A 23,171-nucleotide genomic window follows, 5' to 3' on the forward strand; every position below is an offset into this window, starting at 1 on the left:
GCTACTCCACGGGGGGACGCGCGTCGGCCAGGACCCCCCGCAGCACGGCCAGGTGCTGCGCCGGCACCGAGTGCGGCCCCCGCGGCGGCAGGAAGCCGGCCACGGTGGAGCCGGTGGCGGCGGCGAACGCGGCCGCCTCGTCGCCGAGCTCGCGCACCACCGGCTGGCCGGCCCACGCGCGGCTGCCGGCCAGGTAGGCCATCGCGGCGGCGCTCTCGGCCCGCTCCCCGACGCAGTCGAACGGCTTGTCCGTCGCCCACAGCACGCGGAAGCCGTCGGCGAGGGAGAGGTCGGCCAGCGGGTTGCCGCCGAACATCCGCTGCGCCTCGGCCGGCGTGAGGAACACCGCGAACATCAGGAAGGTGAACAGGCACTTGTCGCAGTGCAGGCACCAGCGCTGCGTCGCCTCGCCGCCCATGTGCCGCTGGGTGTAGGAGCGGTTGCAGCTCAGGATGTGCTCGCGCAGCGGCAGCGCGGCCACCGCGGCGACGGTGGCGAGCTCGGACAGCTGGCGGGTCAGGCTGAAGTAGGTGACCCCCACCTCGGCGGTCGCGGCGGCGAACAGCTGCTCGAACTCGTAGGACTTCGAGTACTGGTGGTTCACCGGCACCCCGCCGACCGACATCGTCTCCTCGTCGGCGGAGCGCTCGTTGGCGAACACCACCGGGTCGTAGCCGCCGAGGACGGCGACCAGCGTGGAGATCGCGGAGTTGATGGCGGTCACCGGCACGTGCCCGTTGAGCCCGCCCTCCGTGGTGCGCTGGATCATCAGCGGGTCCAGCCGGCGGCGGACGCCCAGCAGCGGGGCGCCGGCCGCGCGCGCCACGTCGCGCTGGGCGTCGGTCGGGTTGACCGCGAGCGCCGTCCCCCCGGGGAGGACGACGAGGGCGAGCGCGGAGTCCTTGCCGCCGCCGACGGGCAGCAGCGCGCCCCGCTCCCCCGCCGTCGGGACGGCCGCGCCCGCGTCGCGGACCTCGACGTCCCACTGGACGACGTGCGGCAGCGGCAGCCGGTTGACGGCGGCGAACTCGCCCAGCCCGGCGCCGTAGGCGGCCTCGGCGACGGCGAGCTGGGCCTTGCTGACCGGGCGGCGCACCACGACCCGGCCGGGTGCGGCGAGCTTGTAGTAGCTGGTGCCCATGACCAGGTGCACCAGGTCGAGGACGGCGTCGAGCTGCTCCGGCGCGGTCTCGCGCAGCAGCGCGGGGTCCAGCGTGAGCCGCTCGGTGAACTCGTCCTCGCCCAGCCGGTAGGTGAACGCGGCCTCGCCGGTGGCGACGTCGAGCGAGCGGTCGGTGATCTCGAAGGGCGGTGGGGTGGTCATCGGGCGGCTCCTGGGAGGGCGGTCGCGCCGGCGGCGAGCACGAGCTCGGTGAACCGCGCGGCCAGCTCCTCGTAGTTGCGGAAGCGGTTGTAGCTGGGGGCGCCGGGCGAGAGGAGGACGACGCCGCCGGGCACCGTGGTCGCGAGCGCCACCCGGACCGCCTCCTCCAGCGTCGCCGTCTCGGTCACGGTCACCGCCGCACCGCCGGGGGCCCGGCGGACGTCGGCGGCCAGCCGGACGCCCGTGTCGGGCACGGTGACCAGCGCGACGCTCCCGCTGCGGAGGGCCAACGCCGCGGCCAGGCCCGTGTAGTCCAGCCCCCGGTCCTGACCGCCGGCGATCAGCGTCACGGGGCGGGGCGCCAGCGCGTCGAGGGCGGCGAGCACCGAGACGGGCGTGGTGCTCAGCGTGTCGTCGACGACGGTCACCTCGCCCAGGCGCGCGATCGGCGACAGCCGGTGCGGCAGCGCCCGGAAGGCGCCCACCGCGCCGAGCACCTGCCCGGTGGACGCGGCGAGGTCCAGGCCGAGCAGCGCGCACGCGGCGAGCGCGACCCGCGCGTTGCCGAGGTTGTGCTCGCCCAGCAGGTGCTCCGGGCGCAGCGCCGCGGCGAGCTCACCTGCCACGACGTCGTCGGGGTCGACGAGCTGCGCGGGGTCGAGGAAGCGCTCGGCGAGGGCACGCGCCTGCGGGGCGACGACGACCGAGCCGGGCGGGCAGGCCGCGAAGACGCGCAGCTTGTCGCGGTAGTAGGTGGCCACGTCGCCGTGCCAGTCCAGGTGCTCCGGCGCGAGCGAGGTGAGCGCGCCCAGGCCGGCGAAGTCCGGCACCGCGGCGGCCTGGTAGCTGGAGATCTCGACGACGAGCGTGCGGCCCTCCGCGGCGCCGTCCAGGAGGACGTCGAGCAGCGGCGTGCCGATGTTGCCGGCGTGCACGGCCGGGCGGCCGGCGGCCTCCAGCGCCGCCGCGGCCAGGGCGCTGGTGGTGCTCTTGCCCTTCGTGCCGGTGACGCACAGCGTGGGCACGCTCCGGCGGGTGAACTCGGCGAGCGCGACACCGGTGCCGGTGGTCACGCAGGTCCGCTCGGCCAGCTCCCGGGCCTCGGGCCGGTAGGGGCTGATCCCCGGCGACCGGAAGACGACGTCGCAGCTGCCCAGGTCGGCGACGTCGGCGGAGGCGGTGACCCGGTCGGGGACCTCCACCGTCCGGCTGTCGACGACGTGCACGCCCGCGGCGCCGGCGGTCAGCGCCGCACGGACCGCGGCGTGCCCCTCGCGGCCGTGACCCCAGACGCCGACCCGGACGCCGGCCAGCTCCTCCAGCCGCACCGACCGCTCCCGCGGGGGTGCTGCGGGGGCTGGTTCCACGCGGCCACTCTACGGACCGCTGCCCGTCGCGACGGCCGCCGAGCGGGGCCCGCCGGTAGGGTCGTGGTCGGTGTGCCGGGAAGTCTGGTCGGCGTCCTGCTCCTGAGGGGGCAGGGGCGACCCGACCCCGCGATCCCCCCTGGAGCCGCCCGTGCCGAGCACCGCGTCCACCGTCCCCCCCGTCCTCAGCCGCGGGTCGTGGGCCGAGGCGAGCCGGATCACCGACATCCTGCGCAAGGAGACCGTCGGCGGTGTGCTGCTCCTCATCGGTGCGGCCGTCGCGCTGGTCTGGGCGAACTCCCCCTGGTCGGCGGCCTACGAGACGCTGCTCGACACCCGCGTGGGGCCGGAGTCGCTGCACCTGGACCTGACCCTGGCCACCTGGGCCGCCGACGGGCTCCTGGCGATCTTCTTCTTCGTCGCCGGGCTGGAGCTCAAGCGCGAGTTCGTCGCCGGCGACCTGCGCGACCCCCGCCGGGCGGCGCTCCCCGTGGCGGCGGCCGTCGGCGGGATGGCCGTCCCGGCGCTGTTCTTCGTGCTGGTGAACCTCGGCGGCGCCGACGGCGTCCTGCGCGGGTGGGCCATCCCCTCGGCGACCGACATCGCCTTCGCCCTCGCCGTGCTCGCGGTGATCAGCACCCACCTGCCCAGCGCCCTGCGGACCTTCCTGCTGACGCTGGCCGTGGTCGACGACCTGCTCGCGATCGTCGTGATCGCGATCTTCTACACGTCCGATCTCGCCGTGACCCCGCTGCTGCTGGCCCTGGTGCCCCTGGCCCTGTTCGGCGTCCTGGTGCAGCGGCGGGTCCGCCGGTGGTGGCTGCTCCTCCCGCTGGCCGCCCTCACCTGGGTGCTGGTCCACGAGTCCGGCATCCACGCCACGGTGGCCGGGGTCCTGCTGGCGTTCACCGTGCCGGTGGTGCGCAGCGACGCCGCGGGCGGCCCCGACGCCGGGCCCGGCCTGGCGGAGCACTTCGAGCACCGGATCCGGCCGATCTCGGCCGGCATCGCCGTCCCGGTGTTCGCGTTCTTCTCCGCCGGCGTCGCGGTGGGCGGGCTCTCCGGACTCGGCGCCTCCCTGCGCGACAGCGTCGCGATCGGGATCGTGCTCGGTCTCGTCGCCGGCAAGACGATCGGCATCACCCTCGCCACGTGGGCCGTCTCCCGCTTCACCCGCGCCGAGCTGGACGAGAGCCTGGGGTGGCCCGACGTCGTCGGGCTGGCGCTGCTGGGCGGCATCGGCTTCACCGTCTCGCTGCTGATCACCGAGCTGGCCTACGGCGCGGGGTCGGAGCGCTACGACCACGCCAAGGTCGGCATCCTCGCCGGCACCCTCGCGGCGGCACTCCTCGCGGCCGTCCTGCTCCGGCTGCGCAACCGGCGCTACCGCCGGATCCACGAGGAGGAGCAGGTCGACACGGACCAGGACTCGATCCCGGACGTCTACCAGCGGCCGTCCGCCGAGGGCTGAAAAAGCTCGTTGCCGACCCCCCGATCGCGTCGTACCGTCGAGGTACACGAGAGAGGAGGTGGTCCGTAACTTGCACGCTTACAGGACACGTGAGGTGGCTGTCCGCTAGCCGCCGTCCAGATGGGCCGCCCGTTCGGAGGGGACTCCGAACGACGGCACGATCGCCCGTCCGTCGTACGGCGGCGAGCGAGAACCGGACAGTCACCCGACCCCCGGGCTGCCGACGTTTGTCCAGTCGGCCCGTGTGCAGCTCCCCCGCCCCGCGGGGCAGGGCGCAGCGGAGCAGCCCGGGGGTTGTCCGTTCTCCGGGCCCGGCGGCGGTAGGTTCCCGACCGTGATGCTGGCCGGCCGGCCCGTCGAGACCGACCTCTCCCCCGCCGCGTGGCTGGCCGACGCCCTGCGTCCGGCCCGCCGCGGCACGGTGGCGTCCCTGGTCCCCGCCGGCTTCCCGGCCCACGCCCGGGTGCTGCACCCCGCCGTCCGCTACGCCGGCGACGACGACGTCGACGTCCGCTGGGACGAGGTGGCCGCCTACAACGGCACCACCGCCCACCGGCTCATGCAGTGGCCGGGCGTCACCGGCTCCTGGGACTACGTCGGTGACGAGGACCAGCCCGACGTCTGGAACGACACCCCCGCGCCGGGTCACCTCCCGACGCACGTGGCGGTCGAGCTGGCGACGGCCCTGGCCGGCGCGACGTCGACCCCGGACCGCTGCTGGTTCGGGGCCTGCGACGAGACCGCCGCGGGGCCGCGCCTGGTGCTGCCCTCGTGCGAGCTGCTGCTGGTGACCGGGCCGATCACCCTCGCCGCGGCGAACATGGCCGCCGAGCCGCAGGAGCAGAGCCCGGCGCTGTGGTGGCCGGAGGACCGCGCCTGGTGCGTGGCCACAGACCCGGAGCTGATGAGCACCTACGTCGCGGGCCCGGCCGCACTGGTCGACGCGCTGCTGACCTCCCGGCTCGAGGTGCACCCCGCCGCGCCGGGCGACCCGATCGGCTACGCCGCGGACACGCTCAACCGGGTCGCTCCCCGCTCCTGACGCAGCCGATCAGGAGCCGGTGAGCACGACCCGGTTGCCGTCGGGGTCGGCCAGCGCGAGGACCCGCCCGCTGCCGCCGGGCTGCGGCTCCTCCGCCGCGAGACCCGCGGTGCGCAGCCGGGCGAGCACCGCATCCAGGTCGCCGGCCCCGAGGAGCACCGTGGACCGCCCCGCGCGGTCCGGCTCCGACCAGACCTGCAGCCCCGAGGACCCCGGCAGGCGCCACTCGAGCAGCCCGGGCATCGGCCGCGCGTCCGGAGCGCGATCCCACAGCTGGGTGTACCAGCGCTCGGCGGCCTGCAGGTCCGAGACGGTGGCCTGGGCGAGGACGGAGTCGAAGGTCATGCAGGTAGGACCCCCGCCGGGACGCGGACTCATCGCGAGAGGCTAGAGGCGGGCCAGCTCGGACTCGAGGTCGTCGAGGCCGAGGGAGCCCTGCGACAGGGCGGCCATGTGCCACGACCGGAGGTCGAAGTCCGCGCCACGGGCCCGCCGCGCCGCCTCGCGGCCGGCCAGCCAGGCCCGCTCGCCCAGCTTGTAGCTGATCGCCTGCCCGGGGACGCCGAGGTAGCGCACCAGCTCGCTGTCGAGGAACGCGGTCGTGCTGCCCGAGTGCTCGCCGAGGAACGCGCGGGCGAGCTCCGGCGTCCACGGCCGGCCGCGGTGCTCGGCGAGGACGCCGTCGGCGTCGGCGGGGACCGGCAGCCCCAGGTGCATGCCCAGGTCGACGACGACCCGCATCGCCCGCAGCTGCTGGCCGTCGAGGTAGCCCAGTCGCGCCCAGGGCTCCGCGAAGTACCCGAGCTCGTCCATCAGCCGCTCGGCGTACAGCGCCCAGCCCTCGATGTCGGCACCGACCATCCCCACCGACGTCTGGAAGGTGGACAGGTCCGCCGAGCGGTGCACCCACTGGGCCAGCTGGAGGTGGTGGCCGGGAACGCCCTCGTGGTACCAGATCGAGATCAGGTCCCAGAGCGGGAAGCGCTCGCGGCCGAGGACCGGCAGCCAGGTGCGCCCCGGCCGGGAGAAGTCCTGCGACGGCTGCGTGTAGAAGGCGCCGGCCGCGCTGCCGGGCGGCGACACGACCGCCTCGACCCGGCGGATCGGGCCGGCGATGTCGAAGGAGACGCCGTCGAGGGCCTCGATCGCGCGGTCCATGACGCCCTGCAGGTACTCGCGGGTGGCCTCCACGCCGTCGACCGCCGGCCCGTGCTCGACCACCCAGCGCATGGCCTCCCTGGGCGACGAGCCACCGAGCACGTCGTCAGCCGCCCGCCGCTGCTCGGCGAGCAGCCGGCGGTGCTCCTCCCAGCCGAACGCGTAGGCCTCGTCCATCCGTCCGTCGGCACCCAGCTCGGCGCCGGTCCACCGGCGGGCGGCGAGCGCGTAGCGCTCCCGGCCGACGGCGTCGGGCGTCCCCCCGGCCCGCGGGAGGTACTCGTCGCGCAGGAAGTCGCGGACCTCGGCGACGGCGGCGTCCGCGGCCGACGCGGCCGCGTCGAGGTCGCGGCGCAGCGGGGCCGGCCCCGCGGCGGCGAAGGTGCCGAACCACGGCCCGGCCAGCCAGGCGTCGAGCTGACCGACGACCGTGGCCACCTGCCGCGGCGCCACCAGCGACCCGCGTGCCGCACCCTCGCGCAGGGTGGCGACGAAGCCGTGGTACGCCGCCGGGACGCGGGTCATCCGGCGGGCCAGGAGGGACCAGTCCTCCTCGGTGGCGGCCGGCATCAGCATGAAGACCTGGCGGATCGCGTGCACCGGGCTGAACAGGTGGGACAGCTCGCGCAGCCCCTCCCCGGCCTCGTGCCAGGCCAGTTCGGCGCCGAGCCGCTCGCGCAGCAGGCGGGCACACCGGCGGGCACCCGGGTCCGCTGCCGGTGCCCCGGCCAGCGCGGCCAGGGACCGGCGGTCCAGCTCCGCGCGCGCCGCCAGGCCGTCCGGGCTGGTGTCGGGCAGCCGGTCGGAGGGCTCGCCCAGCGACGTCGCGACCAGCGGGTCCAGCTCGCACAGCGCCGCGACGTGCGCGTCGGCCACCTGCCGCGGGGTGGGCGCCGGGGCGCTCACCTCAGCCGTTCGAGCCGCGCCGACATGGTGGGCCGCGGCGGTGCACCACCGATCGCCCGGTCGACGGCGTACATGAGCGCACCCTCCACGACCCCGTACAGGCGCACCGAGCGGGTCACGTCCGGACCGTCGGGCGTGTGCGCGAGGACGTCGGAGGTGAGCTCCCAGCTGGTCGTCGTCCGCGCCGCCCCGACGTAGAGCTCGACGAGCCCGGCGGGGTCGACGACCAGCAGCTCCACGTCGTCGTCCCCGCGGGGCCGCCAGAACCCGGCCTCGCGGGCGGCGGGTCCGGCCGGCTTGCCGTCGCCGTCGATGAGCCACGTGCGCGACTCGTAGGCGAGGAAGTCGCGGCCGTCGTGGGCGAAGCGCGCCCACTGGCCGAACCGCTGGTCGCCGGCCGCGCCGGCCAGCACGCCCTCGCCGTGCCACTCCCCGAGGAGGGGCAGCAGCCCGAGCAGCCCGTGCGCGACCTCGGGACCGGAGCGGACGTCGACGGTGTCCTCGACCGGCAGCTGGGTCGGCTCGGCGCTCATCGGCGCACCTCCCTCGGGCGGCGGGCGAGGCGGACGGCACCGTAGCCGGTGCCGAGAGCAGCCAGCGACGTCAGGACGACGAGCACCCAGGCGGAGACCATGGGCTCCACCGTAGGACCTCGGGGCAGGGCGACCCCCGCGCACTGCACCGGCCACGGACACGACAGCGCCCCTCCCCGCCGGAGCGGGGAGGGGCGCTGTGGAACTCCTACTCAGTCGATGACGACCGTGGTCTCGTTCAGACCGGTGTCGGCGTCGATGACGCGCTCGCCCTTGCCCACCTGGGCCAGCGAGCGGAGCTTCCACTGGCCCGGCGCGGCGAAGAACCGGAACTCACCCTCGGGGCTGGTCACGACCTCGGCGGTGAACTCGTCGGTCGAGTCCAGCAGCCGGACGTAGGCACCCGCGACCGGAGCGCCGTCGTGCCACACCTGGCCCTGGATGACCGTCTGGTTACCGACGTCGATCGTGGTGTTGCCCTGCTTCGGTGCTGCGCACATCTGGGATCAGCTCACTTCTCGATCGGGACGCCGACGAGCGAGCCGTACTCGACCCAGCTGCCGTCGTAGTTCTTGACGTTCTTCTTGCCGAGCAGCTCCTGCAGGACGAACCAGGTGTGGCTCGACCGCTCGCCGATGCGGCAGTAGGCGATGGTCTCCTTGCTGTCGTCGAAGCCCTGCTCGGCGTAGAGCGCCGCCAGCTGCTCGTCGGACTTGAAGGTGCCGTCCTCGTTGGCCGCCTTGCTCCACGGGATGTTGATCGCCGAGGGCACGTGGCCGGGCCGCTGCGACTGCTCCTGCGGCAGGTGCGCGGGCGCCAGGATCTTGCCGGAGAACTCGTCGGGCGAGCGGACGTCGACGAGGTTCTTGGTGCCGATGGCGGCGACGACCTCGTCGCGGAACGCGCGGATCGACAGGTCGGGCTCGCCGGCGCGGTACTGGGTGGCCGGGCGCTCCACCGTGTCCTTCGACAGCGGGCGGCCGTCGAGCTCCCACTTCTTGCGGCCGCCGTCCATCAGCTTGACGCTCTGGTGGCCGTAGATCTTGAAGTACCAGTAGGCGTAGGCGGCGAACCAGTTGTTGTTGCCGCCGTAGAGCACCACGGTGTCGTCGTTGCTGATGCCCTTGCTGGACAGCAGGGCCTCGAACGCGGACTTGTCGATGTAGTCGCGGCGCAGCGGGTCCTGGAGGTCCTTCTTCCAGTCCAGCTTGACGGCGCCCTCGATGTGGCCGCCGTCGTAGGCGCTGGCGTCCTCGTCGACCTCGACGAAGACGATGCCGGCGGCGCCCAGGTTCTCCTGGGCCCAGTCGGCGGTGACGAGCACGTCGTTGCGGCTCATGGGGGGTGTTCCTCCCTGTAGGGGTGTGCGAGGCGGTCAGGCGGTGCGGGCGGGCAGCACCCGCCGGAGGAGCAGGTGGAGCTCGCAGCCCAGGCAGAAGCCGGTGGCCGCGTTGAGCAGGGCCGCCACGAGCGCGAACCCGGTGGCGACGGCGCCGAGGACGGGGGCGCCGAGCAGGTACCCGGCGGCTCCGGTCACGGCGAAGAGCAGCCCGACGAGCTGGGCGAAGCGCAGCGGCGCCTCGGGCTCCCGCTCGCGGACGGGGCCCAGCCGCGGCGCGACGAGGACCCGGAACAGGAGCGCGTAGGGGGCCCGCCGGATCCCGGCGAACGCCCCGACGGCGAAGACGACCGCCTGCGCGCCGACCACCCAGCCCGAGCCGAGCAGCAGGGCCAGCACCAGGACGGCGCTGGTCACCCAGGCGGCGAAGCGGGGCCCGCGCACGTCGACGACGGGGTCGTCGACGGGAGCAGCGCCGGGCGCACCGACGGGCACGGACGATCGGGACATGGGTGGACGATCTCTCTCAGACGGCGGTCAGGGCGCGTCTGGGCAGGCAGGGCCGGCCCTCAGGGAGTCGGACACAGGCAGCTGCCGACGCGGCACAGATCGACTGTGCGACGAGAGGTCAGCATGAGGCCCACGAGGCGAGGGTAACCGATCACTCGCGCACCCCCGTGTGGGCCTCGACCAGGGCCGTCAGCTCCTCCGGGCGGGGCGCCCCGCTGCTGCGGCCGAGGAGCCGGCCGGCGCGGTCCAGGTAGAAGAGCGTGGGTGTCCGGCGGACGTCGAGCGCGCGGACCTCGTCGAGGTGGCTCTCGGCGTCCACGTGCACGTAGGCCAGCCCCGGCCGGGCGCGCTGCAACTGCTGCAGGCGGGCGCGCGTGGCGCGGCAGGGCGCGCAGAACGCCGTGGAGAACTGGACGACGGTCAGGTCGGCCTCCTCCGGGCGCACCCCCAGACCGGTCAGCGCGACCAGCTCCTCCGCCGGGGTCCCGGTCACCGCGTCCCGCCCCTCTCCGCCTGCCGGGCGCAACGCGCCGCTGCGGACCCGCAGCCACCACGCGACCGCGGCCGTGACCGGCAGCGCCACGAGCAGCACGAGCAGCCCCGTCGAGTCCACAGCGGCAGCAGCAGCGGAACGGCGCGGGGCATTCCCGACGATCAGCCGCCGCTGAGCACCGTGTCCACCGCGCCGCCGGTGACGAGCACGCCGTCCTCCCCCGGGCTGATCCCGGTGAGCTCGAGACCGAAGGGCAGTGCCAGCCCGTACCGCAGGTCCAGCGCGTCGCTGGCCGCGCGGACGACGGCGCCGGGCAGGTCCACCCCGGCCACCTCCGCGTCGTCGACGGCGATGACCAGGTCCTGCCCGTCGAGGGTCACCGTGCCCACCGCGGTGAGCGGGACGTCCTGGCCGAGGACCCGGACCGTCTTGGTCAGCCGCAGCCCGTCCCCCTCCGGCACCAGCGTCGTGTCGGTGCCCAGCTCTCGCGAGAGCAGCTCGTAGGAGAGCGTGACCGTCCCGTCGATGCGGTCGACCGGGATCTGCTCGACCGAGCCGCCGACGAGGTCCGACAGCGGCACGTGCAGCCCGGACAGCCGGACGTCGGCCGTGGTGCCCTCGGGCTGGCCGAGGTCCGCCGCGCTGAGCCGGATCCGGACGTCCTCGTAGTCGCCGGCCACGACCTGGGTGAGGAAGGGCCAGCCGTCGATGTCGACGTCCGGCGTTGCGGCGAGGTCGCCGCGCTGCTCGATGGCCTCGGCGACGCGGTCCTCGGCGACCCCGACCGCGATCCGGTCGGCGACCACCGCCAGGACGAGCAGCACGACGAGCGTGACGAGGAGCGCCTTCACCCAGGAACTCAGAACACCGTCTGGACGGCGAGCGCGAACGCGACCGGCGCGCACGCCGCCATGGGCAGCACCGCCTGGAGCACCGGCATCGCCACGGCCGGGCGCGACAGCGCCCCGGACCGAGCCGGAGGAGCGCCTGCCGCTACGTAGGCGCCGGACAGGCCGATCAGCGCGGCGACGCCGGCCAGGACCAGGCCGCCGGTGACCGACGAGAGGGTGTCGCCCAGCCCGCCCGGCGTGTGCCGCACCAGCGCGACCCCCACGCCGACGAGCAGCGCCACCACGATCCCGAGGACGCCGGCGTCGACGCCGGCGGCCACCTGCGGGCGGGGCAGCACGGAGTCCACCAACCGGCCGGCGACCAGCGCCGCGCCGACCACCAGGGCGGCGGTCGCCGCAGGGCGCTCGCCGCCCGCCGTGTCGGGCAGCCGGAGCAGCACCGCCAGCCCGCAGACGGCGCACACGAGGAGCAGGCCGCCGGCCAGCGAGCCGACGACGTCGCGGCGCGGCGCCCGCCGCAGCATCTGGTGCAGCACCCCGGCCACGAAGGCCACCCCCGGCACCGCCAGCAGGTCCCCGAGGTCGGCGTCGGCCGGGAGCAGCAGCAGGAGGTCGGCGGCGGCCGTGGCGGCCAGGCCGAGCGCGGTCACGCCGGCACCGCCCCGGACACCGGTCGCCGGAGCCCAGGCCGCGACGAGCGCCGCCTGGAGCACGAGGACCGCGGCGAGGGTCCCCTCCTCGCCCCACTGCGCCGGCAGCAGCACCAGCAGAGCCGTGCCCACGGCGGCGACCAGTGCCGCGGGCAGGTGGTGCACCCGCGCCGGCACGTCGACGTCGGACACGGCGCTCACGACCCGATCGTCGCAGACACCGCCCGCCCCGTCGGCCCGCCGAGCGGAGGCACACGGCTCCCGGCGTGTCCCGGGTCGGGGCACGTCGCGCCGCCAGACGTGACGACCTCCACTGGACGGACCGGCGATCCCGGCACCCGGTCGGTTATCCTGCGAGCTCACGCGACAGCGCCGTCGCGGGCCCACGGACGGCCCTCCCGTCCCCCGGCTCCGTCAGGAGACGACATGCGACTCGTGCTCATGACCGCGGCGCGCCAGGCCACGACCGAGGTGCTGCCCGCTCTCGGGCTGCTCGGTCACCAGGTGCGCGTGGTGGCCCCGGAGCTCTCCAGCCTGCTCGACGGCGACTCCGGGGACGTCGTCCTCGTCGACGCGCGGCACGACCTCATCCAGGCCCGCACGCTCTGCGGCCTGCTCTCCTCCACGGGCGTGGCCTCCGCCCTGGTCGCCGTCCTCTCCGAGGGCGGGCTCGTCGCGCTGTCGGCCGACTGGGGTGTCGACGACGTCCTGCTCGACACCGCCGGCCCGGCGGAGGTCGACGCCCGGCTCAAGTGGGCCACCGCCCGGCGCCTCGCCGCGGCCACGCCGGCCGACGGCCACGAGGGCGGCGTGACGCAGGCCGGCGAGCTCGTCATCGACGAGCACAGCTACTCCGCGAAGCTGCGCGGGCGCCCGCTGGACCTGACGTACAAGGAGTTCGAGCTCCTCAAGTACCTCGCCCAGCACCCGGGCCGGGTCTTCTCCCGGGCGCAGCTGCTCCAGGAGATCTGGGGCTACGACTACTTCGGCGGCACGCGCACCGTCGACGTCCACGTGCGCCGACTGCGGGCCAAGCTCGGCACCGAGCACGAGGCGCTGATCGGCACGGTCCGCAACGTGGGCTACAAGCTCGACCAGCAGGTCGCCGACGCCACGGCGGCGGCGGCGAAGGCCGAGGCCACCGAGCCCGCGGCCGACCGGACCACCGCTCCGCTGGGCTGAGCCCGCACTGACCCTCGACCCCTCCGTCCGGGACGTCGCCCGGCTGGACGCCGCCGCGGTACCGGCCGTGCTGGCGCTGCTGCGCGCCGCCACGGCCGCCGACGGCGTCCGTCCGCTGTCGGAGGAGGCCGAGCTGCGGCTGCAGCACGGCGGCCCCGCGGGCGGCCGCGACGTGCTCGTCGAGACCGACGGCGTCCTCGCCGGGTACGCCCGCTTCGAGGGCGGGACCGGGGACGGCGACGCCGAGGGCGAGCTGGTCGTGCACCCCGACGCCCGACGGCGCAGGATCGGCACCGCCCTGCTCCGCCGGCTGGAGCAGCTGGCCGGCGCGCGGCCGCTGCGGGTCTGGGCGCACGGGGACCTGCCCGGCTCGGCCGAGCTCGCCGCCGGCGGCGGGTACGACCGCGCACGGGTGCTGCTGCAGATGCGCCGCCCGCTCGAGGGGGTGGACCCCGATCCGCGGCCGGCCCTCCCCGACGGGGTGCAGGTGCTGCCCTTCCGCCCGGGCCGCGACGAGGACGCCTGGCTGCGGGTCAACGCCCGCGCCTTCGCCACCCACCCCGAGCAGGGCAGCTGGACCGCGGCGGACCTCGCCCTGCGCGAGGCCGAGGGCTGGTTCGACCCGGCCGGGTTCTTCCTCGCCTGGCGCGGGGAGCCGGATGCCGGCGGCGAACTGCTCGGCTTCCACTGGACCAAGGTGCACCCGCCGGGGGACGCCGGCGACGAGGCGATCGGCGAGGTCTACGTCCTGGGCATCGACCCCACCGCGCAGGGCAGCGGCCTCGGCCGTGCCCTGACCGACGTGGGCCTGGCGCACCTGCGTGGGCGGGGTCTGCGCGACGTGCTGCTCTACGTCGAGGGCGACAACGTCCCCGCGGTCGGCCTGTACGAGAAGCGCGGCTTCGTCCGCCACGCCGTCGACGTCTCCTGGCGGCGCGCGAGCTGAGCCCGGTGGGCCGGTCCAACCCCCCACCATCCGCGTTACCGAACCGTGATGCGACGCGAAACGCGGGTCGTTCACCCGCTCGACGTGAGCTGCTTCTCACCCGGTCGGGAAGCGCTTCGACGGCGTTCACCTCGCGTTCACCGAGGAACCCGGAGGCGGCCACCTCGGCTGCCTAGCGTCGCTCCACGTTGGATTCGCGCTGCCCGGCAACGACGTCCGGGCACCCTCCGAAAGGCACTGACTTGAAGCTGCGCAGCAGCACGCGCACCCTCGCGCTCTCCACCGCTCTGGCCGCGACCCTCGCCCTGGCCGCCTGTGGCGCCAGCAACGAGGACGACAGCTCCAGCTCCGGCAGCGACAGCAGCGGCAGCAGTGACGCCCCCGCGGACCTCAGCGGCGACCTCGCCGGTGCCGGCTCGAGCGCCCAGCAGGCCGCCATGGAGGCGTGGCAGGCCGGCTTCCAGGGTGAGTACCCGGACGTCAACTTCAGCTACGACCCGGCCGGCTCCGGCGCGGGCCGCGAGCAGTTCATCGCCGGCACCACCGCCTTCGCCGGCTCCGACGCCGCACTGAAGGACGACGAGCTGACCGCGGCCACCGAGCGCTGCGGCGGCGGCGAGGTCTTCGAGCTGCCGAACTACATCTCGCCGATCGCCGTGATCTTCAACCTCGACGGCGTCGACGAGCTCAACCTGACGCCCGCGACCATCGCCGGCATCTTCACCGGCGCCATCACGACGTGGGACGACCCGGCCATCGCCGAGGACAACCCCGACGCCACGCTGCCGAGCACGGCGATCACGCCCGTGCACCGCGGTGACGACTCGGGCACCACGCAGAACTTCACCGACTACCTGAACCAGACCGCCGGCGACGTGTGGACCTCCGAGCCCGACGGCGAGTGGCCGCTCCCCGGCGGCGAGGCCGCCAACGGCACGTCCGGCGTCGTGGAGGTCGTGACCAGCACCGCCGGTGCCGTCACCTACGCCGACGCCAGCCGCGCCGGTGACCTGGGCGTCGCCAGCATCGGGGTGGGCGAGGAGTTCGTCGCCCCCAGCGCCGAGGCCGCCGCGGCCGTCGTCGAGAACTCGCCGGCCGTCGAGGGCCGGGGTGAGTTCGACTTCGCCATCGAGGTGAACCGCACCACCGAGGACGCGTCCGAGTACCCGCTGGTGCTCGTCAGCTACCACATCGGCTGCGTCACCTACGACGACCAGGAGACCGCTGACAACGTCAAGGCCTTCATGGAGTACGTGATCAGCGAGGACGGCCAGGCGGCCGCCGCCGAGAACGCCGGCAACGCGCCGATCTCGGACACCATCCGCGACGAGGGCCAGTCCGCCGTCGACGCCATCTCCGCGGGCTGATCCCAGCTCACCGCGGCGGCCCGGGGCGCCACACAGCCCCGGGCCGCCGCACCGCCCGCATCCCCACCGAGTCCACGGAGCAACGGTGACCGCCACGAAGGCCCCGACCGAACCCCCGTCGCAGCAACGCGTCGTCCGGCGGCCGGGGGACCGCATCTTCTCCGGCGCCGCCAGGACCTCCGGCATCTTCATCCTGCTCGTCCTGGCCGGCGTGGCCGCCTTCCTGATCAGCGAGGCGATCCCGGCCCTCACCGCGTCGTCGGAGGACATCCCCGGCGGCGAGGGCCTGGCCGCCTACATCGGCCCGCTCATCGTCGGCACCCTGCTCGGGGCGCTGATCGCCCTGGTGGTCGCCACGCCGCTGGCCGTCGGCATCGCCCTCTACGTCACCTACTACGCCCCGCGGCGGATCGCGTCGGCCCTGGGCTACGTGATCGACCTGCTGGCCGCCATCCCCAGCGTGGTCTACGGGTTCTGGGGCCTGGCGGTCCTCGCGCCGAAGCTGGTGCCCTTCCACGAGTGGGCGGCCGACCACCTCTCCTGGATCCCCCTCTTCGCCGGTCCGGCATCGACCAGCGGCCGCACGATGCTCACGGTCGGCCTCGTGCTGGCCGTCATGATCCTGCCGATCATCTCCGCCATCTCCCGCGAGGTGTTCAGCCAGGCGCCGGCGCTGCACCGCGAGGCCGCGCTCGCGCTCGGGGCGACCCGCTGGGAGATGATCAAGATGGCGGTCCTGCCCTACGGCAAGTCCGGCGTGATCGCCGGCGCCATGCTGGGCCTGGGCCGCGCGCTCGGCGAGACGATGGCCGTCGCGATCATCCTCTCCGGCGGCGGAGCCGCGACGGTCAACCTGATCAGCAACTCCAACCCGTCGACGATCGCGTCGAACATCGCGCTGAAGTTCCCCGAGGCCACCGGGCTCGGGGTCAACACCCTCATCGCCAGCGGCCTGGTGCTGTTCCTGATCACCCTCGCGGTCAACATGATCGCCCGCTGGATCGTCAACCGGCGCGCCGACTTCTCCGGAGCCAACTGATGAGCACCGACATCCGCTCCGCGCCCGAGACCTCCAGCCCCGCCCAGGGACCCGTCCGCGTCGAGCGGCGACTCTCCCGCCTCGCCCTGTGGGGGCTGTACCTGGCCGGCATCGCCCTCGGTGCCGCCCTCTCGGCGGCCACGGGGTTCAGCATCACCTCGACGGCGGTCTACGGCGTCGTCCTGGGCACGCTCGCCGTGTACGTCGCCACCCGCGTCGTCCAGGGCCGCCGGAAGGCCACCGACCGGCTCGTCACCTGCCTGGTCACCAGCGCCTTCGCGGTCGCGATGATCCCGCTGGCCTCGCTGGTCTACACGGTCCTCTCCAAGGGGCTGGCCCGCTTCGACGGCGACTTCTTCAGCATGTCGATGTTCCGGGTCGTCGGCGAGGGGGGCGGCGCCTACCACGCGATCGTCGGCACGCTGATCATCACGCTGGTGGCCACGGTCATCTCCGTGCCCATCGGCCTGTTCACGGCGATCTACTTGGTGGAGTACGGCTCCGGCCGGCTCAAGAAGGCGATCACGTTCTTCGTCGACGTGATGACCGGGATCCCCTCGATCGTCGCCGGCCTGTTCGCCTACGCGCTCTTCACGCTGCTCTTCGGCAACGACTTCCGCGCCGGGATCATGGGCGCCGTCGCGCTCTCGGTGCTGATGATCCCGGTCGTCGTCCGCTCCTGCGAGGAGGTCCTCAAGCTCGTCCCCAACGAGCTCCGCGAGGCCAGCTACGCCCTCGGCATCCCGAAGTGGCGGACCGTGGTCAAGGTCGTGCTGCCGACCGCGGTCGCCGGACTCGGGACCGGCATCACCTTGTCCGTGGCGCGCGTCATCGGTGAGACTGCTCCCCTGCTGATCACGGTCGGTCTCATCACCGGCACCAACCTGAACCCGTTCGACGGACGCATGGCGACGTTGCCGGTGTTCGCGTACTACCAGCTCACCCAGCCGGGCACGGCCACGCAGGCATTCCTCGATCGGGCGTGGACGGCGGCGCTCGTCCTGATCATCTTCGTGATGGCGCTGAACATCGTCGCCCGCCTGATCAGCCGTCTCTTCGCCCCCAAGACCGGTCGCTGACCGCACCGAGCAGGAGGACATCCACGTGGCCAAGCGCATCGAGGTCTCCGACCTCAACATCTACTACGGCGACTTCCTGGCCGTGGAGGGCGTCAACGTCTCCATCGAGCCGCGCAGCATCACGGCGCTCATCGGCCCGTCGGGATGTGGCAAGTCCACGTTCCTGCGCTCGCTCAACCGGATGCACGAGGTGCTCCCCGGCGCGCGGGTCGAGGGCAAGGTCGTCATGGACGGCCAGGACCTCTACGGAGCCGACGTCGACCCGGTCGACGTCCGCCGGCAGATCGGGATGGTCTTCCAGCGGCCCAACCCGTTCCCGACCATGTCGATCTACGACAACGTCATCGCCGGCAACCGCCTGAACAACAAGCGGATGAAGAAGGCCGACACCGACGAGCTGGTCGAGAAGTCGCTGCGCGGCGCCAACCTCTGGAACGAGGTCAAGGACCGCCTCGACCGGCCGGGCTCGGGTCTCTCCGGCGGGCAGCAGCAGCGGCTCTGCATCGCCCGGGCGATCGCCGTGGAGCCCGACGTCCTGCTCATGGACGAGCCGTGCTCGGCGCTCGACCCGATCTCCACGCTGGCCATCGAGGACCTGATGGCCGAGCTCAAGGAGCGGTTCACGATCGTCATCGTCACGCACAACATGCAGCAGGCGGCACGCGTCAGCGAGCAGACCGGGTTCTTCAACCTCAACGGCGTCGGCCAGCCCGGCCGGCTGATCGAGTTCAACCCGACCGAGAAGATCTTCAGCAACCCCGACCAGAAGGCGACCGAGGACTACATCTCCGGCCGCTTCGGCTGATCCGAGCTGCGCCCTGATGACGGCCCGTCCCCTCCGGGGGGCGGGCCGTCGGCGTGTGGGGGTCAGCCGCAGCTGACGGTGGCCGACGCCGGCGCAGCCTGGGCGGCGAGGGTGTCGGCCGAGGGAGCCGCCGTGGCCTCGGGAGCCGGTGCCGGGGCCGGCGGCGGGACCGGCACGACCGAGGTGTAGTTGGGCCCGACCACCAGCTGCACGCCGTCGCCGAGGGCGTCGTCGGCCTGCAGCACGGCGCCGGGCACCGCGGAGGCCAGCGTCTGGGCCTGCGCCAGGGCGCCGGGGCCGTGCCGGACGACGGTGGCGTCCACCCCGCCCTGCTGGTTGCCGACGCTCGCCACGACGAAGCCCTCGGCGCGCAGCGCGTCGGCGACCGTGCCGGCCAGTCCCGCCGTCGCCGTCCCGTTGAGGACGTCGAGCGTGACCGCCGACGGCAGCGGGGCCGCGGGCGGCGGCTCGGCCGGGGCCGCGGCGGGCGCCGCCTCCACCGGGGCCGGTGCCGGTGCGGTCTCCTGCGGCAGCGCCTCGGCGGGCAGCCGGCCGTCCTCGATGACGGTCTCGAAGAGCGTGCGGGTGGCCGCGCGGTCGAGCAGCACGTAGGGCTCGTCGCGGCCGACCGGCACGTAGCCCACCTCGGTCACCGGCAGCGCGGTCCGCTGGACGGCGTCCCCGGAGAGGTCGCCGAGGGTGCCGGCGAGGGTGCGCAGGTCACCGAGGTTGGTGGACTCGTCGACGGTGAGGGCGTCGGCCGCGGTCGTCAGGAACGAGGTGAGCCGGGCCGGGTTGCCCAGCACGCCGAAGGACATCGCCTCCCGCAGCGTCGACGTCAGCAGGACCTGCGCACGCTCGGCGACCGCGGTGCCGGCCACGTCGGCCGTGGCGTCGCCGGGAGCCAGCCAGCCGGCGGCCCGCTCGCCGTCGAGCTCCGAGGCGCCGGCCGGCAGGGGGGCGGCGGCCGCGGCCCAGGCGTCGGTGACGGTCGGGAGGCAGACCGGGATGCCGTTCAGGCTGTCCACCATGTCGGGCAGGCGGGCGAGGTCGACCCCGAGGTAGTGGTCCACCCGCAGACCGGAGAGCTGCTGCACCGCCCGCACCATGCAGGCCGGGCCGCCGTCGAGCAGTGACTCGCCCAGGGCCTCCGTCGCCGGCTCCCGGATGTCGCCGTCGGACGTTCGGCAGGACGGGGTGTCGACCAGTGCGGTGGGCGGCAGGCTGACGAGCACCGCGGACTCCTCGTCCGGGGCGACCCGCGCCAGCAGGGGCGCGACCCTCCCGGGCCCCTCGGCACCCGGGAGGCCGGTGCCGACCACGAGATAGGTGGCGGCCCCCTCCTGGAGTTGCGGGGCCACCAGCTCGGGACCGTCGACGGCCAGTGCCTCGACGCGCTCGATGCTGTTGTCGACGTAGACGTAGAGGCCCAGGTGGTAGGCGACCACGAGCGCCATCAGCGCCGCGACCCCCTGCGCCAGGCGCACCATCCGCCGCCGGCCCGGGCTGCGCGCGGCCCGGCGGGCGGCGCGGGTCTCCTTGCGGGGCGGCCGTGGTGCCGCCGTCGCGCCGGACCGGCCCGGCGCCTCGAGACCGGGGATGGGGGGCAGGGGCCTGCCCCGGCGGTCGAGCCGCTCCCCGCCGGCGGGGGGGCGGCCGGGCAGCGGCGGGACCGGCTGGCTGTGCCGCACGCCCGGCAGCGGCGGCACCGGTCCGCTGCGCTGGACCCCCGGCCCGCCACCGGGCAGCGGGGGCACGGGCTGGCTGTACCGGACGCCGGCGGGCGGGGCGGACGGCAGCGGTCGGGCCGGTGCCCCGGTGCCGACGGAGGAGCCGACGACGGTCGGCCGCTGCGGCGGGGTGGCGGGCACAGAGGGGGTGGCCGGTACGGACGGGGCGGCCGGCACCGCCGGCAGACCCCGGCCGGGCGGCGGGACCGCGGGGCGGGGACCGCGATGCGCCGGCAGGGACTCGCCCGGCAGCAGAGGGATCGGGACCTCGCCGGTGCGGCGGGCGGCGCGGCGGCCGCTGGGACCGGCGCCCTGTCGGGCGATGAACTGCTCGAGGGTCAGGGGCTCACCGTCACGACCGGACGCGCCGTCGCCGGCGCCGCCCCCCGCTCGCGAGTCCCCCACCGCGTCGACATCCCATCGTCGTGGTCCGTGCTGTTCCCCTACCCGCGCGCACACGAGCACCCCGCACACGCTTCGTGGGCGGCCCCTCACGATACGTCCCCACGACCATCCCGACGGGTGACGCGCGGAGATCGTCCGGCGTCGAATGGGTCACGGACGTAGCGTCGCCGGTGTGCGACTCCCCTCCATCCCCGGTCCGTCCGACGTCCTCGCCGCGGTGGACGGCCTCCGCGAGGGGCTGTCGGAGGCCGTCGCCCTCGTCCCGCGCGTGGTGGGTGCCGTCGCCAGCATCGAGGGGCTGCTCGACCGGGTGGGCGCGGTGGTGACCACCGCCGAGGGCCTGCTCGCCCGGGTCGACCGCACCGTCGGGGACCTCGAGCAGACGCGTCGTCGCGCCGACGAGACCATCACCCGGGCCGGCGACACGCTGGCGGAGGCCGACCACGCGATCAGCGCCGTCGGCGACACCCAGAAGAAGGCCGACGAGGCGATCAGCGCCGTCGGGGACACCCAGAAGAAGGCCGACGAGGCCATCTCCGCCGTCGGCGACACCCAGCGGAAGGCCGACGAGGCGATCAGCGCCGTGGGGGAGACCCAGCGGAAGGCCGACGAGGCGATCAGCGCCGTCGGCGAGACCCAGAAGAAGGCCGACCAGGCCATCTCCGCGGTCGGCGACACCATCGGTCAGGCGGAGGGGGCGGTGACGCGGGCGGAGGACCTCGTCTCCCGCGTCGACCCGCTCCTGGCCGGCTTCGAGGGCCCGTTGAAGCAGCTCGTGCCGATCGTGCAGCGACTGGCGGAGACGATGGAGCCGGACGAGGTCGAGGCGCTGGTCTCGATGATCGACCGGTTGCCCGTCCTGCTCGGCCACCTGGACGACGACGTGCTGCCGATCCTCAAGACCCTCGACGGGGTCGGACCCGACGTGCACGACCTGCTGGACACCATGCAGGACCTGCGTCAGGTGGTGAAGGGCTTCCCGGGGTCGCGGCTCTTCCGTCGCCGCGGGGCCGAGGAGATCGCCGAGGAGGAGCAGGAGGAGGAGCAGGCCGGCTCCTGAACCGGCCCGCTCCTCCGGGGGCTCACGTCTCGGTCGGGTAGCCCAGCGCCCGGACGACGTCGCCGATGCGCTCGAACGTCTCCCCCTCGGGGAGTCTGCGCAGCTCGTCGACCACCGCGTCGGTGGCGCGGTGGTCCAGCGCGGCCTCCACCAGCGTCGGGCCGTCCGCGGGGAAGTCGGCGCGGTCCAGCCAGCGGGCCAGCTCGGCGCGCGCCACGACGGCGTCCTCGGTCATGCCGACCGGCACCCCGCCCACCAGCGTGCCGGCGGGGTCGCTGGTCAGGTCGGGCTCGCCCTCGGCCACCGGCTCGGCCTCGCGCCACTCGTGGGAGCGGGTGGCGTGCTCGGCCTTGAGCATCCCCTGGATCTCGTGCTCGAGCTCCTCGTCGAGGCGCGGGTTGTGCTTGGTGCTGCGTGATGACACGCCGGCGAACTGGTCGTCGGTCTCACTCACGGTTGCCTCCTGTGTGCTGGTCGTGCGGTGGATCCGGGCGTCACTTCTTCTTCAGCGCCGACGGCTTGTGCACCGCGGTGCCGCCGCTCTTCTCGCTCTTCACCTCGTACTGCGGCTCGTCCGAGCTGGCCTTGACCTTCCGGCCCGCGGCCTCCGTGTCCTTCGTGATCTTCTTCTGGACGGTGCCCTCGGCCTCGCCGCCGTGGCTCTTCCACGTGACGTGGTCGCCCTTGCTGAGGTTGTCCGCCATGTCGTCCTCCCCGGTTCGGGCGCCGTCGCGTCCGTCCTCCGCTGCCTGCCCCCGCAGACGCGGGGACACACATCACCCGGACGGACCGCAGGTTCACTCCTGCGGGCGCTGCCTCCTGCGGCTCGCTCACGTAGCGTGGCCATCGACACGGAGTGCATCCCGGTCGGAGCTGGTCAGAGCAGGGTCGACCACTACCGACCGTCACCTCGTCGTCCTCGATCGCCGGCCCGGTCGACTCCATTCCCCCGGGGTCGGCCGGGTCGGCCCGTTCCGGGCACCGCACGGGCGCGCCGGGGCGCCGGCTGCCTACGCTCTGCCGTGTGACAGCTCCCGGCGACCTGCGGAACGTCGACGTCCTGACCGTCGTCTCGGTGGCGTCGGTGACACCCACGGTCCGCCGCGTGACGCTCACCGGGTCGCCGGAGGCCGTCGCCGCCGCGGGGCCGACGGTGAACGTGCTGGTGCCGAGGGCGGACGACGCCGCCCCCCGCTGGCCGCAGGTGGCGCGCGACGGCCGGGTGGTCTGGCCGGCCGGCTCGCACGGCGTCGCCCTGCGCAGCTACACCGCGCGGCGGCAGGACCCCGAGCGCGGCGAGGTGGAGATCGACTTCGTCCTCCACGGGGACGGTCCGGCGGCGTCCTGGGCGGCCGCCGCCGGCCCCGGCGCCCTCCTCGGGGTCGCCGGGAGCGGCGACCTCGCCCTCCGGCCGGCGTCCTGGCTGCTCCTGGTCGGCGACGAGACCTCGCTCCCCGCGATCAGCCGCATCCTCGCCGAGGCGGAGCCGACCACCACCGGGCTCGCGCTCGTCGAGGTGGCCGGGCCGGAGGAGGAGCAGCCGCTCGTGACGCCGCCGGGCGTGACCGTCCGCTGGCTGCACCGCGGGGGGACGCCGCCCGGGGAGACCACGCTGCTCGTCGACGCGGTCGCGGCACTGGAGCCCCCGACCGGGGAGGACGTCTTCGCCTGGGTGGGCGCGGAGTCCGCCGCCGTCCGGGCGATCCGTACCGATCTGCGCTCGCGGTGGGGCCTCGGCCGCGCCGGGCACCACGCGATCGGCTACTGGCGCCGCGGCCGCGCGATGGCGCCCGCCGGCTGACAGCCGCGGGAGCATCGCAGCGAGGAACGAGCGAGGAGCGGACCGCGGCGCGGAAGCCGGCCGGGGTACGGAGCGGGATGAGCGGCGTCCAGGGAGTTCACAGGTAGCGTCCA

24 protein-coding genes are annotated in these 23,171 nt (G+C 74.6%); 10 read left to right on the forward strand and 14 right to left on the reverse strand.

Annotated elements, in window-relative coordinates:
• Position 1: 1 nt before the first annotated feature.
• Both N555_RS0121635 and murD read right to left on the reverse strand, forming a co-directional pair.
• Entirely contained in the window at positions 2-1,324 is a 1,323-nt protein-coding gene (locus N555_RS0121635) for a hypothetical protein (RefSeq protein ID WP_051684328.1), read from the reverse strand.
• Positions 1,321-2,691 (reverse strand): UDP-N-acetylmuramoyl-L-alanine--D-glutamate ligase, encoded by a 1,371-nt coding sequence (gene murD, locus N555_RS0121640; RefSeq protein WP_081866400.1) that lies wholly within the window; start codon positions 2,689-2,691, stop codon positions 1,321-1,323. Before murD ends, N555_RS0121635 begins: the two co-directional genes overlap by 4 nt.
• 151 nt (positions 2,692-2,842) lie before the next feature.
• Here murD and nhaA point away from each other — a divergent pair, with 151 nt between their 5' ends.
• Entirely contained in the window at positions 2,843-4,162 is a 1,320-nt protein-coding gene (gene nhaA, locus N555_RS0121650; protein WP_029433582.1) for a Na+/H+ antiporter NhaA, read from the forward strand.
• Positions 4,163-4,499: 337 nt separating this feature from the next.
• On the forward strand, positions 4,500-5,204 hold the full coding sequence (locus tag N555_RS0121655; protein WP_029433583.1) for a hypothetical protein: 705 nt from the start codon (positions 4,500-4,502) through the stop codon (positions 5,202-5,204).
• Between the two features lie 9 nt (positions 5,205-5,213).
• Here the strand turns inward: N555_RS0121655 and N555_RS0121660 are convergent, their stop codons facing one another.
• The 9 genes from N555_RS0121660 to N555_RS0121705 all read right to left on the reverse strand — a co-directional run bounded on the left by N555_RS0121660 (position 5,214) and on the right by N555_RS0121705 (position 11,845).
• Entirely contained in the window at positions 5,214-5,549 is a 336-nt protein-coding gene (locus N555_RS0121660; protein WP_029433584.1) for a VOC family protein, read from the reverse strand.
• A gap of 42 nt (positions 5,550-5,591) precedes the next feature.
• A complete protein-coding gene (locus N555_RS0121665; protein ID WP_029433585.1) occupies positions 5,592-7,268 on the reverse strand; it encodes a DUF885 domain-containing protein in 1,677 nt (558 codons plus the stop codon).
• Complete coding sequence (locus N555_RS0121670; protein WP_029433586.1) at positions 7,265-7,801, reverse strand: heme-binding beta-barrel domain-containing protein; 537 nt, start codon at positions 7,799-7,801, stop codon at positions 7,265-7,267. The genes N555_RS0121665 and N555_RS0121670 overlap by 4 nt, the downstream gene beginning before the upstream one ends.
• 212 nt (positions 7,802-8,013) lie before the next feature.
• Entirely contained in the window at positions 8,014-8,301 is a 288-nt protein-coding gene (locus tag N555_RS0121680; RefSeq protein WP_029433587.1) for a DUF1416 domain-containing protein, read from the reverse strand.
• An 11-nt stretch (positions 8,302-8,312) separates the two neighbouring features.
• Positions 8,313-9,140, reverse strand: a complete 828-nt coding sequence (locus tag N555_RS0121685; RefSeq protein WP_029433588.1) for a sulfurtransferase — start codon at positions 9,138-9,140, stop codon at positions 8,313-8,315.
• Positions 9,141-9,176: 36 nt separating this feature from the next.
• Entirely contained in the window at positions 9,177-9,650 is a 474-nt protein-coding gene (locus tag N555_RS0121690; protein ID WP_034511846.1) for a DUF4395 domain-containing protein, read from the reverse strand.
• A gap of 151 nt (positions 9,651-9,801) precedes the next feature.
• Positions 9,802-10,263 (reverse strand): TlpA family protein disulfide reductase, encoded by a 462-nt coding sequence (locus N555_RS0121695; RefSeq protein WP_231503078.1) that lies wholly within the window; start codon positions 10,261-10,263, stop codon positions 9,802-9,804.
• Between the two features lie 41 nt (positions 10,264-10,304).
• Positions 10,305-10,994 carry an LmeA family phospholipid-binding protein gene (locus N555_RS0121700; protein WP_029433591.1) on the reverse strand — a complete coding sequence of 230 codons (690 nt, stop codon included), beginning with the start codon at positions 10,992-10,994 and terminating at the stop codon, positions 10,305-10,307.
• Positions 10,995-11,002: 8 nt separating this feature from the next.
• Positions 11,003-11,845, reverse strand: a complete 843-nt coding sequence (locus tag N555_RS0121705; RefSeq protein WP_029433592.1) for a hypothetical protein — start codon at positions 11,843-11,845, stop codon at positions 11,003-11,005.
• Between the two features lie 225 nt (positions 11,846-12,070).
• On the opposite strand from N555_RS0121705, the gene N555_RS0121710 reads away from it, so the two are divergent.
• The 6 genes from N555_RS0121710 to pstB all read left to right on the forward strand — a co-directional run bounded on the left by N555_RS0121710 (position 12,071) and on the right by pstB (position 18,062).
• Positions 12,071-12,826, forward strand: a complete 756-nt coding sequence (locus tag N555_RS0121710) for a winged helix-turn-helix transcriptional regulator (RefSeq protein WP_029433593.1) — start codon at positions 12,071-12,073, stop codon at positions 12,824-12,826.
• A gap of 43 nt (positions 12,827-12,869) precedes the next feature.
• The gene (gene mshD / locus N555_RS0121715; protein ID WP_029433594.1) at positions 12,870-13,772 is read left to right on the forward strand and encodes a mycothiol synthase; all 903 of its coding nucleotides are present in this window, start codon (positions 12,870-12,872) and stop codon (positions 13,770-13,772) included.
• Between the two features lie 242 nt (positions 13,773-14,014).
• Complete coding sequence (gene pstS / locus N555_RS0121720) at positions 14,015-15,139, forward strand: phosphate ABC transporter substrate-binding protein PstS (protein ID WP_029433595.1); 1,125 nt, start codon at positions 14,015-14,017, stop codon at positions 15,137-15,139.
• Positions 15,140-15,224: 85 nt separating this feature from the next.
• A complete protein-coding gene (pstC, locus tag N555_RS0121725) occupies positions 15,225-16,178 on the forward strand; it encodes a phosphate ABC transporter permease subunit PstC (RefSeq protein WP_029433596.1) in 954 nt (317 codons plus the stop codon).
• On the forward strand, positions 16,178-17,257 hold the full coding sequence (pstA, locus tag N555_RS0121730) for a phosphate ABC transporter permease PstA (RefSeq protein ID WP_029433597.1): 1,080 nt from the start codon (positions 16,178-16,180) through the stop codon (positions 17,255-17,257). The genes pstC and pstA overlap by 1 nt, the downstream gene beginning before the upstream one ends.
• A gap of 25 nt (positions 17,258-17,282) precedes the next feature.
• A complete protein-coding gene (gene pstB / locus N555_RS0121735) occupies positions 17,283-18,062 on the forward strand; it encodes a phosphate ABC transporter ATP-binding protein PstB (protein WP_029433598.1) in 780 nt (259 codons plus the stop codon).
• Positions 18,063-18,124: 62 nt separating this feature from the next.
• On the opposite strand, the gene N555_RS0121740 is transcribed toward pstB, so the two are convergent.
• Positions 18,125-19,819, reverse strand: a complete 1,695-nt coding sequence (locus tag N555_RS0121740) for an LCP family protein (RefSeq protein ID WP_231503080.1) — start codon at positions 19,817-19,819, stop codon at positions 18,125-18,127.
• A gap of 550 nt (positions 19,820-20,369) precedes the next feature.
• Between N555_RS0121740 and N555_RS0121745 the strand changes: the two genes are divergently transcribed.
• Positions 20,370-21,257 carry a hypothetical protein gene (locus N555_RS0121745; RefSeq protein ID WP_029433600.1) on the forward strand — a complete coding sequence of 296 codons (888 nt, stop codon included), beginning with the start codon at positions 20,370-20,372 and terminating at the stop codon, positions 21,255-21,257.
• 22 nt (positions 21,258-21,279) lie between these two features.
• On the opposite strand, the gene N555_RS0121750 is transcribed toward N555_RS0121745, so the two are convergent.
• Positions 21,280-21,711 carry a DUF2795 domain-containing protein gene (locus tag N555_RS0121750; RefSeq protein ID WP_051684333.1) on the reverse strand — a complete coding sequence of 144 codons (432 nt, stop codon included), beginning with the start codon at positions 21,709-21,711 and terminating at the stop codon, positions 21,280-21,282.
• A 40-nt stretch (positions 21,712-21,751) separates the two neighbouring features.
• The gene (locus N555_RS0121755; RefSeq protein ID WP_029433602.1) at positions 21,752-21,961 is read right to left on the reverse strand and encodes a hypervirulence associated TUDOR domain-containing protein; all 210 of its coding nucleotides are present in this window, start codon (positions 21,959-21,961) and stop codon (positions 21,752-21,754) included.
• Between the two features lie 320 nt (positions 21,962-22,281).
• On the opposite strand from N555_RS0121755, the gene N555_RS0121760 reads away from it, so the two are divergent.
• The gene (locus N555_RS0121760) at positions 22,282-23,058 is read left to right on the forward strand and encodes a siderophore-interacting protein (protein WP_034511857.1); all 777 of its coding nucleotides are present in this window, start codon (positions 22,282-22,284) and stop codon (positions 23,056-23,058) included.
• Positions 23,059-23,171: the final 113 nt, after the last annotated feature.

Origin of the sequence: Blastococcus sp. URHD0036 (genome assembly GCF_000701365.1) — a bacterium.
Taxonomy (GTDB): Bacteria; Actinomycetota; Actinomycetes; order Mycobacteriales; family Geodermatophilaceae; genus Trujillonella.